Here is a 16,509-nt window from a genome sequence, read left to right as displayed (position 1 = left end):
TTGGTTGGTTTTAAATACCAAGTATATTAATCAGATAAATATGGCTTTATTCAGAGTAAAATAATCAGGTTTATATTAATTTTTATTTAAACATATATTTTAAATACATCTTATTATTTATTTTAAATCCAGATGAATCTGCTCCAATAGATATCAGAGCAGATTGAAATTGACTTACAGAACCATGGCTGCAATCCAGCCAAAAATCATTAACGGAATATTAAAGTGAATGAAGGTTGGAATCACACTATCCTTCATATGATCATGCTGACCATCCATATTCAGACCAGAAGTTGGGCCTAAAGTTGAATCCGAAGCTGGAGAACCGGCATCACCCAAAGCTGCTGCAGTTCCGATAATCGCAATGGTCGCCGCAGGGCTAAAACCGAACTGGATACACAGCGGTACATAAATAATCGCTAGAATGGGAATGGTTGAGAAAGACGAACCAATGCCTAGGGTAATTAGCAAACCAATCAACAGCATCAGAAATGCGGCCAGTGCCTGACTATCACCAATCCAGTTCACTGATGCTTCAACCAAGGTTGGTACCTGATTAGTCGCTTCAATCACCGCGGCAAAGCCTTGTGCTGCAATCATGATAAAGCCAACCAGCGCCATCATGCGCATACCAGTAATGATCACATCATCGGCTTCTTTCCATTTGAAAATGCCGGCACAACTCAGGATCGCGACACCGACCAGACCGGCCAGAATCATCGAATCTGAATAAAGCTGTACCGCCAATGTGGCAATAACTGCAAGACCTGCCATCCAGATGGTAAATTTGGCAATCTGCGGTTTAACCTGCTCAGCCACACCCAATTCAGCAGAAATACTTTGCTGTTCCTGGACATGAATATCTTGATATTGACGTGGTTTGCGATAGCTAATAAAGATCGCCACCAATAAGCCTACAAACATCCCGAATACTGGAATTGCCATCGCAGATGGAATCTGGTCATAGCTAATTTCAAATCCGTATGGTTTACCAAAGGTATTGATGTTATGACCCAGAATGTCATTCAGGAAGATGGCACCAAAACCGACCGGAATCAGCATATAGGTGCCTACCAGACCAAAGGTCAGCAAACAGGCAATCAAACGACGGTCGAGCTTTAAGTGGTTAAATACAGCCAATAGTGGCGGAATCAGTACCGGAATAAAGGCAATATGCACGGGAATAACGTTCTGCGAGAACACGGCAGCAATGGCGACTGTGAAAAAGATCAGATATTTCACCCGGTTTTGCGCTTTAAAATCGGCCTCACCTTTTAAGGTACTGATCATTTTATAGGCTAGCAAATCCGGTAAACCCGAACGTGCCAGAGCCAAAGCAAATGCACCTAAAATACCATAAGCCAAGGCAATTTTAGCACCACCACCCAAGCCATTGTTAAACGCGTCCAAGGTTCCCTGCAGGCCTAGACCTGCCAATAAACCACCTGTAACAGCACCAATGACCAGGGCAAAAACCACAGGTACACGTGCCAACGAGAGTCCGAACATGACTCCAATAGCAGCAAGAATTGCGAACATAATGAATCGGAATAGAGAGAAAGCGGCTATTTTATCAGAAAATACGGATAAAAATTCCGCCACTTTTTTCTGGTCGGGTCATGTTTCGCGGAGTGGCCTGTCAATGAATGTCAGCAGATTTACGCTGAATAAACTCATCAATCAATTGAGCCACTTGCTCCGGTTGACTCAGGATCGCCCAGTGATTGGCAGCCAGTTCTACTTTCGAGAAATCATCCACCCATTTTGACATTTCATCAACCAGATCTGGCCCGACAAACTGGTCATATTTCAGCACAATCGCCTGTACCGGACAGATGGCGAAACGCTGCCGTGGTTGAGTCAAACGTGGCAAAAAATTGGCCCGATACAGGTTCACACCATATTTTCCATCTTTGACAATATGCGGGTTGAGTGGCAGATCATCCCGTCTTTCTATTTGCTGCACGATCTTGGCCCAACGCTGCGGATTAAAAAAATTCCAGGCCAATGGCGCCACTAAAGGCAACTGAAACATCGCGATATACCAAGACTTACTCATTTGCTTTAAGAATTTTGCTTTGTTTTGCTGGAACTGTTCACGCATCCAGAAAGCGGCATGATCCAGACATGGCCCAGACAAGGTGCTATAAGACAGAATTCGTCCTTTAAAGCGTGGACCGGTGACGGATTCCCAGGACTGAATTGAACCCCAGTCATGCGCGGCCAGATGAAAAGCACGATTCGGCAATATTTCGTTCACCACCTCTTCCAGATCCTGACTTAAACGGGCCAAGCGGTAATCGGAGATTTTTTTGGGAATACTGGACTCACCTGCACCACGGACATCATAAGTCACAACAAAGTAATCCTGACTCAAATGAGCAATGGCTGGCTCCCAAACTGCCTGATGATCGGGATAGCCGTGAACCAGCACCAATGCCGGTTGTTCGGATTGTCCATAAGTTTTGACACAAAGACGCTGCTGATCCGTGGTATCGACCCATTGCATGTGCATTTCCATCTTTTGATCCTGTTTTTGTTATTGACCACTTAGTTTATAAATCGGCATGATTGATCAATGCCAGCGCATTTTTGTTGCTCTAGTATGCATAATCACAGCCGCAAAAAGAATGTCAGTATGAGCCTATTCCAGAAAATTCAAAAACTGCCTCTGGTTTCAAAATTTATTCTGAACCGCTATGCCCCTTATCGTGGTGCAGGCATTGAAATTGATAAGATTGATTTTAATAATTATCACGTTCGGGTCAAAATGCCGCTGACCCGTAAGAACCAGAATATTGTCGGTGTGCATTTTGGTGGCAGCCTGTATTCAATGGTCGATCCCTTTTATATGTTATTGCTGATGCATCATTTGGGACCGAAATACCTGGTCTGGGATAAAGGCGCCAGCATTCAGTTTTTGGCACCGGGTCGCGGCACAGTGGTGGCGGACATTCGGATTTCTGCTGAAGAAATTGCCACGATTATCAATCTGGCAGCCGATAATGCGCCAGTGTATCGACATTATCAGCTGAATATTTATGATGAAGCCGGGGTCAGAATTGCCGAAGTAGAAAAAACAGTATATATCCGGCGTAAACAGAGCAAAGGGAAAATTAACTCTCCTAAATAAGATAAAAGCGCCACATTGGCGCTTTTAAATCTAGATGAATCTGAAGTGACTTTCGACTTAACGACGACGGTTATCCTGTTCAATCGCAGCACCGGCACCACCACCGATTGCGCCACCGATTGCAGCACCCGCATTACCACCGAAGATGCTTTTACCCACTGCGGAACCAACAGCACCACCTACACCACTATAGGTCGCATTACGGTTTGAACCGCCTTGGGATTTACTACCCACTGCAGCACCGGCACCACCACCTACAGCTGCACCAACGCCACCGCCGACTTTATTACCAACACCACCACCGACTGCACCACCAAGGGCCGCAGCACCGATCCGTTGCTCATTGGCAGACATACTTTCACAACCCGCCAACATAAAGGTGGAAAGAGTGGCAACTGCCATAACACCCATTAATTTTTTCATGACCTTGGCCTTCCTGTCTTGCTTTAATTAAGCTTATCTTCATTTTATGAAACTAAAATCTGTAGCGTGTTACTTCTCTCGGTATTCCTGCTGAGTTTTGTAAATATCAATGGATTATTCTTCTGTTCAAGATGTCCTATTTATAAATTTCAGACAAAAAAAAAGACGCCCGAAGGCGTCTCTTTTCTCAACTTTAACTCGAATTAGAATTCTTCGTTAAATGCTTGGCTTAGAGCTTGGTCTACATCAGAGAAGTCATTGTGCAGTTCAAATTCTGCAGCTTCTGCTTCTTGACGACGACGCTCCAGGTGGTAAGCCAAACCTGTACCCGCTGGGATCAGACGACCTACAACCACATTCTCTTTCAAACCGCGTAAATCATCTTCTTTACCTGTTACAGCCGCTTCAGTTAACACACGCGTGGTTTCCTGGAACGATGCAGCAGAGATGAACGAGTCAGTAGAAAGCGATGCTTTGGTAATACCCATCAATTGACGTTCAAACTTCGCAGGGAACTTGTTTTGTGCAAGAACTGCTTGGTTTTCTTGAACAACGCGGATGTAATCCACTTGTTCGCCTTTGATGAAGCTGGTATCGCCACCATCAGTGATATCAACTTTACGCAGCATTTGACGTACGATGACTTCAATATGCTTGTCGTTGATTTTTACACCTTGCAGACGGTATACGTCCTGAACTTCGTTCACGATGTAGTTTGTAAGCGCAACTTCGCCTTTCAAACGTAAGATATCGTGCGGGTTCTGTGGACCATCAGAAATAGTTTCACCACGGTTCACATGTTCGCCTTCGAACACGTTAATGGTACGCCATTTCGGAATCAGCTCTTCATAAATCTCAGAGCCATCATCCGGCGTAATCACCAGACGGTTCTTACCTTTGGTCTCTTTACCAAAGCTTACAACACCCGACACTTCTGCAAGGATTGCATGCTCTTTCGGCTTACGTGCTTCGAACAAGTCAGCTACACGCGGCAGACCACCGGTAATATCACGGGTACGTGAAGTTTCTTGTGGTACACGACCGATGACATCACCGACACCAATCGTTTCGCCATCGCGAACAGAAAGAATCGTATTCTGTGGCAGGAAGTAGAACTGTTCACCACCATCTACTGTGTCTAACACAACAGCAGGACGCAAATCTTTACCTGACGCAGGACGTGAAGTCACTGGCAAGATTTCGATGGTTGACATACCTGTTGCATCATCAGTTTTAGAAGTAACCGTCACGCCATCAGCAATCTGGCTGAAACGTACTTTACCAGCAACTTCTGTTACCAATGGATGTGTATGCGGATCCCAAGTCGCCACAATACCGCCTGCTTCTACAGCTTCGCCATCTTTCAGCAAGATAGACGCACCGTAAGGCAGTTTATAGCGCTCGCGCTCACGACCTAAATCATCCGCAATACCGATTTCACCTGAACGTGAAGTCGACACCAAATGACCTTTGGCATGTTGTACTGTTTTCACGTTGTGGAAACGTACTGTACCTTGGTTACGAACTTGTACACTGTTTGCAGCAGAAGTTCGGCTCGCAGCACCACCGACGTGGAAGGTACGCATTGTTAACTGTGTACCTGGCTCACCAATCGATTGAGCTGCCATTACACCAACAGACTCACCCGGGTTCACCTGGTGACCGCGTGCTAGGTCACGACCGTAACATTTCGCACATACACCGAAGGTAGACGCACAGTTCACGACTGAACGTACTTTAATTTCGTCGACACCTTGGCTTTCGATAAACGTTGCCAGTTTCTCGTCAATTAACGTATTACGTGGAAGCAGAACTTCGTCTGTACCTACACGTTTCACATCTTCAGCAACCACACGACCCAATACTCGTGCACCCAGGTTTTCGATGACATCGCCACCTTGAATGAACGGAGTCATTACCAGACCGTCATAAGTACCACAATCTGGCTCGGTAATAACCAAGTCCTGCGCAACGTCTACCAAACGACGAGTCAAGTAACCCGAGTTCGCAGTTTTCAGTGCTGTATCGGCCAAACCTTTACGCGCACCGTGTGTCGAGATGAAGTACTGAAGTACGGTCAAACCTTCACGGAAGTTCGCTTTAATTGGGGTTTCAATGATCGAGCCATCCGGCTTCGCCATCAAACCACGCATACCCGCCAACTGACGAATCTGAGCTGCCGAACCACGGGCACCCGAGTCAGACATCATGTAGATCGAGTTGAATGATTTTTGCTTCTCGTCTTCACCCTGTTTGTTCTTCACAGTAGTGAAAGACAAGTTGTCCATCATCGCTTTAGCAACCTGGTCATTGGTACGTGCCCAAATATCGACCACTTTGTTATAACGTTCGCCGGCAGTTACGAAACCTTGTTCGAACTGTTGTTCGATTTCACGAACTTCAGCTTCCGCTTTACCAATAATTGCTTGTTTTTGCGGTGGAATAACCATGTCTTCCATACCGACAGATACACCTGAACGCGTCGCCTGACGGAAGCCCAAGTACATCAATTGGTCAGCGAAGATAACAGTATCTTTCAGACCCAATTTACGGTAGCAAGAGTTAATTAACTTCGAGATGTTTTTCTTGGTCATCTCAACGTTAATTTGCTGGAAATCCATCCCTTCAGGTACAACTTCCCAAAGCAGGCAGCGACCAGGCGTCGTATCTACAATAATGGTTTGCTGTTCACGGTTACCGTCTTCGTCGATGACAGTCTGGTGTACACGTGCTTTAACGCGAGCGTGTAGATCAACCTGACCTGTTGCCAGTGCACGGTTTACTTCGTGAGTATCCGCGAACACCATGCCTTCACCTTTGGCATTGATTGCATCACGCGTGATGTAATACAAGCCCAAGACAACGTCCTGAGACGGTACGATGATTGGCTCACCATTCGCTGGAGACAAGATGTTATTCGTCGACATCATTAACGCACGAGCTTCAAGCTGAGCTTCAAGTGTTAATGGTACGTGTACCGCCATTTGGTCACCATCGAAGTCGGCGTTAAACGCAGCACATACGAGTGGGTGTAGACGGATCGCTTTACCTTCGATCAGGATCGGTTCAAATGCTTGAAGACCCAGACGGTGAAGTGTTGGCGCACGGTTCAACATTACTGGATGTTGACGAATCACGTGAGCAAGAACGTCCCAAACTTCTGGGGTTTCACGCTCAACCATTTTCTTCGCAGCTTTAATGGTAGTTGCTTGACCAGAAGCTTGTAGTTTCGCGAAAATGAATGGCTTGAACAGTTCAAGTGCCATTTTCTTCGGAAGACCACATTGATGCAAACGCAGGTTTGGACCAACAGTAATTACCGAACGACCAGAGTAGTCAACACGCTTACCAAGTAAGTTTTGACGGAAACGACCTTGCTTACCTTTGATCATGTCTGCCAAAGATTTAAGCGGACGCTTGTTCGAACCGGTAATTGCACGACCACGACGACCGTTATCCAGCAATGCATCTACAGACTCTTGTAACATACGTTTTTCGTTACGTACGATGATGTCTGGCGCTGCAAGGTCAAGAAGACGCTTCAAACGGTTGTTACGGTTGATCACACGACGATAAAGATCGTTCAGGTCAGAAGTCGCGAAACGACCACCTTCAAGTGGTACAAGCGGACGTAGATCTGGTGGAAGAACTGGAAGTACAGTTAACACCATCCATTCTGGCTTGTTGTTCGAATCGTTGAATGCTTCCATCAACTTCAAACGCTTAGACGCTTTTTTCAGCTTGGTTTCTGAAGTTGTAACAGGAATTTCTTCACGAAGACGCGCAATTTCAGCTTCAAGATCGATGTCTTTCAACAAGTCTTGAACCGCTTCAGCACCCATTTTCGCTGTGAATTCATCACCGTGTTCTTCTAATGCATTGAAGTATTCTTCATCGTTTAGAAGCTGGTATTTCTCAAATGGAGTCATACCCGGATCGGTCACTACATAAGATTCGAAATACAATACACGTTCAATATCACGTAGCGTCATGTCTAATAATAGACCGATACGGCTAGGCAATGATTTCAAGAACCAGATGTGTGCAACTGGAGATGCTAGCTCGATGTGACCCATACGTTCACGACGAACTTTCGCAGTTGTTACTTCAACGCCACATTTTTCACAAATGACGCCTTTGTATTTCATACGCTTGTATTTACCACACAAGCATTCGTAATCTTTCACTGGACCAAAGATTTTGGCACAGAACAAACCATCACGTTCAGGCTTGAACGTACGATAGTTAATGGTTTCTGGCTTTTTAACTTCACCGTGAGACCATGACTTAATCATTTCTGGTGACGCAAGACCAATACGGATGCGGTCAAACTCTACTGGAGCATGACCGTCTGAATCCGTCTTTTTGCGCATGATATCGAGCAAGTCTTTCAATTTTTTTCTCCGTGTGTTGTGGAGATTTTCACTCAACAACTGGGTCACAAATATTGTTTTTTAACTGAATTGGGAATCCCAAGAATCCCCCTCAATCCCCCTTTGTTAAGGGGGGAAGCCCCTCTTTATCAAAGAGGGGTTTGGGGAGATTTAATGGAGATTCTTAGTCACCATTTTTCAGTTCAATGTTGATACCTAAAGAACGGATCTCTTTGGTCAATACGTTGAACGATTCAGGCATGCCCGGGTCCATATAATGGTTGCCATCTACAATGTTCTTGTAGATACGGGTACGGCCTTCAACGTCATCCGATTTCACAGTCAGCATTTCTTGTAGCGTATATGCTGCACCGTAAGCTTCTAGTGCCCAGACTTCCATCTCACCGAAACGCTGACCACCGAATTGTGCTTTACCACCAAGCGGCTGTTGCGTAACTAGAGAGTAAGAACCAGTTGAACGCGCATGCATCTTGTCATCCACCAAGTGGTTCAGTTTCAGCATGTACATGTAACCAACAGTTACCGGACGGTCGAAACGCTCACCAGTACGACCATCATATAATACGGTCTGACCAGTACTAGACAGGCCTGCAAGTTGTAACAACTCTTTGATCTGACCTTCTTCAGCACCATCGAATACAGGAGTAGCCAAAGGTACACCAGCACGCAAGTTGCCAGAAAGTTTCAAGATTTCTTCATCAGTCAAGCTATCAAGATCTTCTTGCTCGCCACCAACTTTGTTGTAAATCTTGTCTAGGAAATCACGAAGCTCAAGTACAGTACGTTGCTCTTTCATCATCTTGTCGATTTGATCGCCAAGACCTTTCGCCGCCATACCCAAGTGAGTTTCAAGAATCTGACCCACGTTCATACGCGATGGTACGCCCAGCGGGTTCAATACGATATCAACAGGTACACCGTTGGCATCATGTGGCATGTCTTCTACTGGCAAGATGTTTGATACAACACCTTTGTTACCGTGACGACCCGCCATCTTATCACCAGGCTGGATGCGACGTTTCACAGCAAGATAAACTTTAACTACTTTCAATACGCCAGTCGTCAGTTCATCGCCTGTAGAAAGTTTGCGTTTTTTCTCAGCAAATTTCTCATCAATTTCGAAGCTCTTCTCTTTCAAGAACACTTGAATTTGAGTTAAACGTTCAGCAATTGCTTCGTCAACTGGTTGAATTTCAAGAAGATCAACAAGCTCTAAACCAGACAACACGTCTTCAGACAGTTTGTCGCCACGTTTAGTTGTACCGCCACCATTCGACTCTTGGCCATTCAGTAGGCGGATTACACGTTCACGTGCAGCTTCTTCGAAGATTTTGAATTCTTCTTTCAAGTCTTTACGGTATGCATCCAATTGCGCTTTTTCAATTGCTTGAGCACGTTCGTCTTTTTCAAGACCGTCACGTGTAAACACTTGAACGTCAATCACAGTACCTTTAGTACCTGATGGAACACGTAAAGATGAGTCTTTTACGTCAGCCGCTTTTTCACCGAAGATTGCACGTAGCAATTTTTCTTCCGGAGTAAGCTGTGTTTCACCTTTAGGGGTTACTTTACCAACAAGGATATCGCCAGCAGTTACTTCAGCACCGATGTAAACGATACCTGACTCGTCCAGTTTAGACAGAGCAGCTTCACCTACGTTCGGAATATCAGCAGTGATTTCTTCCGCACCCAGTTTGGTATCACGTGCAACACATGACAATTCCTGGATATGAATAGACGTTAAACGGTCTTCTTGAAGTACACGTTCAGAAAGTAAGATCGAGTCTTCGTAGTTGTAACCATTCCAGGTCATAAACGCAACGCGCATGTTTTGACCCAATGCCAGCTCACCGCCATCTGTTGATGGACCATCAGCCAGTACATCACCACGACCTACTTTATCGCCCAGGTTCACAAGAACTTTCTGGTTGATACAAGTGTTCTGGTTCGAACGGGTGTATTTGATCAGGTTGTAGATATCTACACCTGCTTCACCTGCGATCATTTCGTCTTCATTCACACGAATAACCACACGAGACGCATCAACAAACTCGATACGACCACCACGCTGAGCGATCACACATACACCTGAGTCATGTGCTACGTTCGCTTCCATACCGGTACCAACAAGCGGCTTGTCAGCGATCAACGTCGGAACTGCCTGACGTTGCATGTTCGAACCCATTAATGCACGGTTGGCATCATCGTGTTCTAGGAATGGAATCAGTGACGCTGCTACAGATACGACCTGCTGAGCAGATACATCCATATGCGTTACTTTTTCAGGAGGAATACGTACGAAGTCACCTTGATGACGAACAGATACAAACTCTTCTGTTAAGTTACCGTCTTTATCCATTGCAGAATCGGCCTGTGCAATGACAGTGCCTACTTCTTCAATCGCAGACAGGTATTCAACTTCATCTGTTACACGACCATCAACAACCTTACGGTATGGGGTTTCCAGGAAACCGAAGTTATTACATTTCGCATAAACAGAAAGCGAGTTGATCAAACCAATGTTTGGACCTTCCGGTGTTTCAATTGGACATACACGACCGTAGTGAGTTTGATGTACGTCACGTACTTCAAAGCCTGCACGTTCACGCGTCAAACCGCCGGGACCAAGCGCAGAAACACGACGTTTGTGCGTAATCTCAGATAACGGGTTGTTTTGGTCCATAAACTGAGACAACTGGCTTGAACCAAAGAATTCTTTGATTGCAGCAGCAACAGGCTTCGCATTGATCAAATCTTGTGGAGACAGGTTGTCAGTTTCAGCTTGTGATAAACGCTCTTTAACAGCACGTTCTACACGAACCAGACCTACACGGAATTGGTTTTCTGTCATTTCACCAACAGAACGAACACGACGGTTACCCAAGTGATCGATATCGTCGACTTCACCTTTACCGTTACGGATTTCAACTAATGTTTTTAATACATCAGTGATATCTTCGTTCGAGAGAATGCCTTCAACTTCACGTGATTTCTGGTCTGTACCCACTTCGTAAGGACGACCCAAACGACGGTTGAACTTCATACGACCCACTGGAGACAAGTCATAACGTTCAGAAGAGAAGAACAAGTTGTTGAATAAGTTTTCAGCAGCTTCTTTTGTTGGTGGTTCGCCCGGACGCATCACTTTGTAGATTTCTACCAATGCTTCTTCACGATTGCTCGTTGTATCTGCACGTAGAGAATCTGCAACGAATGAACCGCGGTCGATATCATTAGTGAACAGAATATTGAACTGTTTCACGCCGCCTTCTGCAATTTTCACCATGATTTCATGGCTTAATACAGTATTGGCTGCAATCACATCACCATCTTTTAATGGGATGTCTTCAGCAGTGATACGCTCATATAGGTACTCATCTGGCACTGCAAGTTTTTCAAGACCTGAAGCTTCCATTTGACGTACATGACGCGCATTGATACGTTTACCTTGCTCAACAATTGCCTTGCCATCCTTGTCCAGGATGTCAAACTGTGCCATTTCGCCACGCAGACGTTCAGGCACCAGGTCGATCTGGTAGCTACCCATGTCAAGATACACAGGTACTTTCTCGTAGAACATGTCGAGAATGTTTTCGTTGCTATAACCCAAGGCACGAAGCACCACAGTCGCAAGCAATTTACGACGACGGTCAATACGTACATAGACGAGGTCTTTGGCATCGAATTCAAAGTCTAACCATGAACCACGGTAAGGAATGATACGCGCTGAATAAAGGACTTTACCACTTGAGTGAGTCTTGCCTTTATCGTGGTCAAAGAATACGCCTGGTGAACGGTGTAATTGTGACACGATCACACGCTCGGTACCGTTAATTACAAAGGTACCGTTATCCGTCATTAATGGCATTTCGCCCATATAGACTTCTTGTTCACGTACGTCTTTAATTGACTTCGTTTCACGATCTTTCAAGATCAAACGAATTTTTACACGCATTGGTGCTGCATAAGTTGAGCCACGAAGGATACATTCGCGTACATCAAACTCAGGCTTACCAAGACTATACTCAACAAATTCTAAAGCAGCATTGCCAGAATAACTTTCAATAGGAAAAACTGAACGAAATGCGGCTTGGAGACCGATATCTTCGCGGTTTTTTGGTGATTTGCCATCTTGTAAGAATGTTCTGTACGAGTCGACTTGAATCGCGAGCAAGTACGGAGCATCCATGACGCTAGGCAATTTACCAAAATTCTTACGGATCCGTTTCTTTTCGGTATATGAGTATGCCATCTGGAGTCCTCGGAAAGTGTAAACCAAGCCCGCCTGCAGAACGGGCTCAGAAGGAATTACGCTGGCCGATATGGCCACCACTCTTTACAAATGCTGCAATTTTTAGTGGTATTAAAACGCTTATCAATATTTTTTAATGAAAAATATTGGTAAACGTTTGTTCATTATGTTTATTTTCAATTTGTATGATTTTTATATCATGCAAACAAAAATCGAGCCGATTATTGTAACGCAAAAAGGCTGATGACCCAAGAGCCATCAGCCAATTTTTGGAGCCGATTATAAAAAAACCGGCTCCCTTAAGAAATTACTTAAGAGTAACTGTAGCACCAGCTTCTTCAAGTTTCTTCTTAAGCTCTTCGCCTTCTTCTTTAGAAACGCCTTCTTTAAGAACTGCAGGAGCGCCTTCAACCATGTCTTTAGCTTCTTTCAAGCCAAGGCCAGTCGCTTCACGAACTGCTTTAATTACAGCAACTTTGTTCGCGCCGAAAGAAGTCAATTCAACATTGAATTCAGTTTGTTCTTCAGCAGCAGCAGTAGCAGGGCCAGCAGCAACAGCTACAGCAGCAGCAGATACATTGAATTTCTCTTCGAAAGCAGAGATAAGTTCAACAAGTTCAAGAACAGTTTTTTCAGCAACTGCGTTTAGGATTTCTTCGTTTGTTAAAGCCATGAGATTAACTCCAAATGGGTATTGAATGATGTGTGTTTAAGTTTGAGCTTAAGCAGCTTCTGACTCGTTTTTCTCTTGAAGCGCTGTAAGTAAGCGGCCCAATTTCGAAATAGGAGCTTGAAGAACGTTTGCAAGCATAGTAAGCGCTTTCTCTTGGTTCGGAAGATTCGCGATTACGCTAACTTCTGCACCTTGATAAAGTTTGCCATCAAATGCAGCAGCTTTAAGTTCAAATGCTTTATTAGTTTTAGCGAATTCTTCGAACAAACGTGCAGCAGCACCCATGTCGTCTTCAGAATTCGAGAAAGCTAAGATTGTTGGGCCAACAAGGTTGTCGTTCAAGATATTGAATTGAGTATCTTGAAGAGCACGTTTAGCCAAAGTGTTACGAACGATACGTGTAGTAACACCAAGTTTACGCGCTTCAACACGTAGAGTAGTTAACTGCTCTACAGTCAAACCTTGATAGTCAGCAACAACAGCAGCAAATGCAGTAGAAGCAACTTCAGCAACTTCAGCTACGATCTGTTTTTTGCCTTCGATAAGAAGAGCCATTGTAAAACCTCCTAACGGTGATTTATGTACTTACGCGAAGTACACTCCCAATTCGCAAGACCATCACTGGACTCACACGCGGAGGATGAACAAATCACACCACCGCGTCTACGCAGGCTGGGCTATTAAGAGAGAAGCACAAAACTCCCCTCGCCCGCGGTCTTTGACGCTGATAAATTTTCATTTATCAATTCAAAGTTTGCCTAAATTATCCCCTCTCCTTTTAGGAGATGGCTAGGGAGAGGTTTAACCCTCTTCCCGACCTTCTCCCAGAGGGAGAAGGAGACATCTTCAGGGCTTTAAAATTCTGTAATAAGTCGAGACTTATTTAGAAACGTTTGCTACATCAACGATCAAACCAGGGCCCATAGTTGAGCTCAAAGTGATCTTTTGAATGTATACGCCTTTAGACGTAGCAGGTTTCAAACGCTTCAAGTCAGCAACAAGTGCTTCAACGTTTTGACGAACAGCAGCAGCTTCAAAACCTACTTGACCGATCGCAGCATGGATAATACCAGCTTTATCTACGCGGTAACGTGCTTGACCAGCTTTTGCATTTTTAACTGCAGTAGCAACGTCAGGAGTTACAGTACCCACTTTAGGGTTTGGCATTAAGCCACGTGGACCAAGGATCGTACCAAGTTTACCTACAACGCGCATTGCATCTGGAGCAGCAATTACTACGTCAAAGTCAAGGTTACCCGCTTGGATGCTTTCAGCAAGATCGTCGAAACCAACAACGTCTGCACCTTCAGCTTTAGCAGCTTCAGCAGCAGCGCCTTGAGCGAATACAGCTACACGTACAGTTTTACCAGTACCTGCAGGAAGTGTAGTCGCGCCACGAACAACCTGGTCAGATTTACGAGGATCAACACCTAGGTTTACCGCGATATCTAGAGATTCTTTGAATTTAGGAGCTGGAAGGCTCTCTAAAACTGCAACAGCTTCTTCTAGCGTGTAAACTTTGTGTGCTTCTACAGCAGCTACAATCGCTTTTTGACGTTTAGTTAATTTAGCCATGTCTTAAAGCTCCACTTCCAAGCCCATAGAACGCGCAGAACCAGCAATGGTACGTACACGTGCGTCTAAATCAGCACCAGTCAAATCTGGTTCTTTAGTAGTCGCGATTTCTTCGATTTGAGCACGAGTCAACTTACCAACTTTAGTTTTGTTAGGTACAGCTGAACCCTTCTGGATACCAGCAGCTTTCTTAAGAAGAACAGCAGCAGGTGGAGTTTTCATGATGAATGTGAACGACTTGTCGTTGTACACAGTGATCACGACTGGAATTGGCAGACCAGCTTCAACTTTTTGTGTAGCAGCATTGAATTCTTTACAGAATGCCATGATGTTCACACCACGTTGACCTAGTGCAGGACCAATCGGTGGAGATGGATTCGCTTTACCAGCTGGAACTTGCAGCTTGATATAGCCGTCAATCTTCTTAGCCATTTCAAATTACCTCTGGGTGCAAACGCCGGTGAAGGCTCCCCAATGATTTCAAGTAACGATACCGTTACAACAACAATGCCTGACTTATAAATAAGTCAGGCGTTTTCAACCCATACAAATTAGACTGATTTTTCGACTTGACGAAATTCCAATTCAACTTGAGTTGGTCGGTTAAATACATTAATGGTCAGCGTTAAACGCGACTTTTCGTACTGAACTTCTTCCACCACACCTTTAAAGTCGGTGAATGGCCCGTCAACCACGAGTAATTCTTCGCCTGGTTCAAACATCGTCTTAGGACGAGGTGCTTCGCCAGTATTGCGTACACGCGCAAGAATCGCATCTGCTTCTTTTTGCGTAATCGGTGCCGGTTTTTCAGCCGTACCACCAATAAAACCTAAAACTTTTGGACATTCTTTAACAATGTGCCAAGTATCATCGTTCATTTCCATTTCGACTAGGACATAGCCAGGAAAGAACTTACGCTCTGATTTACGCTTCTTGCCATCCTTCATTTCTACCACTTCTTCGGTAGGAACAAGGACTTCACCAAAGCTATCGGCAACAGCGCTACGCTGGATTCGATCATTAAGCGAACGCATCACTTGTTTTTCATAACCTGAATAGGCATGAATAATGTACCAACGTTTCATAGCTCTCTTACCCGATAATAAACTTCATTAACCAGCCTAAAATATAGTCAAAACACCACAATAAGATGGATGCAATTACGACTACAACAAGAACTTGCCAAGATGTGGACATCGTCTCTTGCTTGGTAGGCCAGGTCACTCGACGCAACTCAATTCGTGCATCTTTCAGCAGACGAATAAAGCCTTTGCCTTGATGGGTGGCGTATAATAAACCGAATGCTGCAACGATACAAGCCAAAATCACCCCAACGCGCACCCAAATATCATTCGCAGGTGCCCAGTACGCTGGTAAATATTGGTTTACCATCATTGCACCAACCAATAAAATCAAGGCGATAACCCATAGAACCATGTCTAATGGAGAACCAGAACTTACATCTACTGCAGGATTATTTCTTTGAGGAATTGCCGCTTCGCCTAATGCGTCGCGTGATTTTTCATTCGACATTTTTGTACTCGTCGTAGGTTTCGCGACTTATTATATGACCAATTTTGCCGACATCAAGCGTCTTTTTAGAAACTTGGCAGGTCAGGAGGGACTCGAACCCCCAACATTCGGTTTTGGAGACCGACGCTCTACCAATTGAACTACTGACCTGCAAAACAACAAGTTGGAGCCTAAGCTCCAACCTGCTTGTCTTATTCTATGATTATGCAGTTACTTTAGCAACTACACCAGCACCCACTGTACGACCGCCTTCACGGATCGCAAAACGTAGACCTGGGTCCATTGCGATTGGGTGGATTAGCTCTACTGACATCTCAACGTTGTCACCAGGCATAACCATTTCCACGCCTTCTTTAAGCGCGATCGCACCAGTTACGTCCGTAGTACGGAAGTAGAACTGTGGACGGTAACCGTTAAGGAATGGAGTGTGACGACCACCCTCTTCTTTAGAAAGTACGTATACTTCTGCATCGAATTTAGTGTGTGGCTTGATCGCACCTGGTTTAGTCAATACTTGACCACGTTG

Annotated in this window: 13 protein-coding genes and 1 tRNA gene; 1 reads left to right on the top strand and 13 read right to left on the bottom strand. The window is 44.8% G+C overall.

The window, feature by feature from the left end; translation table 11 throughout:
• Positions 1 to 174: 174 nt before the first annotated feature.
• Both ACNPNW_RS18815 and ACNPNW_RS18810 read right to left on the bottom strand, forming a co-directional pair.
• Positions 175 to 1,539: a Na+/H+ antiporter family protein gene (locus tag ACNPNW_RS18815; protein WP_004278603.1), complete on the bottom strand. Its 1,365-nt coding sequence runs from the start codon at positions 1,537 to 1,539 to the stop codon at positions 175 to 177.
• Between the two features lie 100 nt (positions 1,540 to 1,639).
• Positions 1,640 to 2,521: an alpha/beta fold hydrolase gene (locus ACNPNW_RS18810; RefSeq protein ID WP_005250467.1), complete on the bottom strand. Its 882-nt coding sequence runs from the start codon at positions 2,519 to 2,521 to the stop codon at positions 1,640 to 1,642.
• Between the two features lie 117 nt (positions 2,522 to 2,638).
• Here ACNPNW_RS18810 and ACNPNW_RS18805 point away from each other — a divergent pair, with 117 nt between their 5' ends.
• On the top strand, positions 2,639 to 3,133 hold the full coding sequence (locus tag ACNPNW_RS18805; protein ID WP_201771462.1) for a DUF4442 domain-containing protein: 495 nt from the start codon (positions 2,639 to 2,641) through the stop codon (positions 3,131 to 3,133).
• 57 nt (positions 3,134 to 3,190) lie between these two features.
• Here ACNPNW_RS18805 and ACNPNW_RS18800 read toward each other — a convergent pair whose 3' ends face one another.
• The 11 genes from ACNPNW_RS18800 to ACNPNW_RS18750 all read right to left on the bottom strand — a co-directional run.
• Complete coding sequence (locus ACNPNW_RS18800) at positions 3,191 to 3,556, bottom strand: glycine zipper domain-containing protein (protein WP_005108070.1); 366 nt, start codon at positions 3,554 to 3,556, stop codon at positions 3,191 to 3,193.
• Between the two features lie 203 nt (positions 3,557 to 3,759).
• Positions 3,760 to 7,950, bottom strand: a complete 4,191-nt coding sequence (rpoC, locus tag ACNPNW_RS18795; RefSeq protein WP_004278609.1) for a DNA-directed RNA polymerase subunit beta' — start codon at positions 7,948 to 7,950, stop codon at positions 3,760 to 3,762.
• 163 nt (positions 7,951 to 8,113) lie between these two features.
• On the bottom strand, positions 8,114 to 12,202 hold the full coding sequence (gene rpoB / locus ACNPNW_RS18790) for a DNA-directed RNA polymerase subunit beta (RefSeq protein WP_005102827.1): 4,089 nt from the start codon (positions 12,200 to 12,202) through the stop codon (positions 8,114 to 8,116).
• A gap of 307 nt (positions 12,203 to 12,509) precedes the next feature.
• Positions 12,510 to 12,875, bottom strand: a complete 366-nt coding sequence (gene rplL / locus ACNPNW_RS18785; RefSeq protein WP_180038628.1) for a 50S ribosomal protein L7/L12 — start codon at positions 12,873 to 12,875, stop codon at positions 12,510 to 12,512.
• 48 nt (positions 12,876 to 12,923) lie between these two features.
• The gene (gene rplJ / locus ACNPNW_RS18780) at positions 12,924 to 13,430 is read right to left on the bottom strand and encodes a 50S ribosomal protein L10 (protein WP_004278612.1); all 507 of its coding nucleotides are present in this window, start codon (positions 13,428 to 13,430) and stop codon (positions 12,924 to 12,926) included.
• Between the two features lie 324 nt (positions 13,431 to 13,754).
• On the bottom strand, positions 13,755 to 14,450 hold the full coding sequence (gene rplA, locus ACNPNW_RS18775) for a 50S ribosomal protein L1 (protein WP_004278613.1): 696 nt from the start codon (positions 14,448 to 14,450) through the stop codon (positions 13,755 to 13,757).
• Between the two features lie 3 nt (positions 14,451 to 14,453).
• A complete protein-coding gene (rplK, locus tag ACNPNW_RS18770; protein WP_004278614.1) occupies positions 14,454 to 14,882 on the bottom strand; it encodes a 50S ribosomal protein L11 in 429 nt (142 codons plus the stop codon).
• Between the two features lie 119 nt (positions 14,883 to 15,001).
• Positions 15,002 to 15,535, bottom strand: coding sequence for a transcription termination/antitermination protein NusG (gene nusG / locus ACNPNW_RS18765; protein ID WP_004278615.1), 534 nt, complete (start codon positions 15,533 to 15,535; stop codon positions 15,002 to 15,004).
• 7 nt (positions 15,536 to 15,542) lie between these two features.
• On the bottom strand, positions 15,543 to 15,983 hold the full coding sequence (gene secE, locus ACNPNW_RS18760) for a preprotein translocase subunit SecE (protein ID WP_004278617.1): 441 nt from the start codon (positions 15,981 to 15,983) through the stop codon (positions 15,543 to 15,545).
• 74 nt (positions 15,984 to 16,057) lie between these two features.
• Positions 16,058 to 16,133, bottom strand: a tRNA-Trp gene (locus ACNPNW_RS18755).
• A 52-nt stretch (positions 16,134 to 16,185) separates the two neighbouring features.
• Positions 16,186 to 16,509: EF-Tu C-terminal domain-related protein (locus ACNPNW_RS18750; RefSeq protein ID WP_448767349.1), on the bottom strand; the 324-nt coding region annotated here is incomplete at its 5' end.

The organism is Acinetobacter endophylla, assembly GCF_053543775.1.
The sequence above is the reverse complement of the archived record's forward strand: the minus strand, read 5'-3'. Positions and strand labels throughout refer to the sequence as shown.

What these genes read in the sequence shown, in the direction of transcription:
- ACNPNW_RS18815 (WP_004278603.1), bottom strand. Translation starts at nt 1,539, where the DNA reads ATGTTCGCAATTCTTGCTGCTATTGGAGTCATGTTCGGACTCTCGTTG.
- ACNPNW_RS18810 (WP_005250467.1), bottom strand. Translation starts at nt 2,521, where the DNA reads ATGGAAATGCACATGCAATGGGTCGATACCACGGATCAGCAGCGTCTT.
- ACNPNW_RS18805 (WP_201771462.1), top strand. Translation starts at nt 2,639, where the DNA reads ATGAGCCTATTCCAGAAAATTCAAAAACTGCCTCTGGTTTCAAAATTT.
- ACNPNW_RS18800 (WP_005108070.1), bottom strand. Translation starts at nt 3,556, where the DNA reads ATGAAAAAATTAATGGGTGTTATGGCAGTTGCCACTCTTTCCACCTTT.
- rpoB (WP_005102827.1), bottom strand. Translation starts at nt 12,202, where the DNA reads ATGGCATACTCATATACCGAAAAGAAACGGATCCGTAAGAATTTTGGT.
- rplL (WP_180038628.1), bottom strand. Translation starts at nt 12,875, where the DNA reads ATGGCTTTAACAAACGAAGAAATCCTAAACGCAGTTGCTGAAAAAACT.
- rplJ (WP_004278612.1), bottom strand. Translation starts at nt 13,430, where the DNA reads ATGGCTCTTCTTATCGAAGGCAAAAAACAGATCGTAGCTGAAGTTGCT.
- rplA (WP_004278613.1), bottom strand. Translation starts at nt 14,450, where the DNA reads ATGGCTAAATTAACTAAACGTCAAAAAGCGATTGTAGCTGCTGTAGAA.
- rplK (WP_004278614.1), bottom strand. Translation starts at nt 14,882, where the DNA reads ATGGCTAAGAAGATTGACGGCTATATCAAGCTGCAAGTTCCAGCTGGT.
- nusG (WP_004278615.1), bottom strand. Translation starts at nt 15,535, where the DNA reads ATGAAACGTTGGTACATTATTCATGCCTATTCAGGTTATGAAAAACAA.
- secE (WP_004278617.1), bottom strand. Translation starts at nt 15,983, where the DNA reads ATGTCGAATGAAAAATCACGCGACGCATTAGGCGAAGCGGCAATTCCT.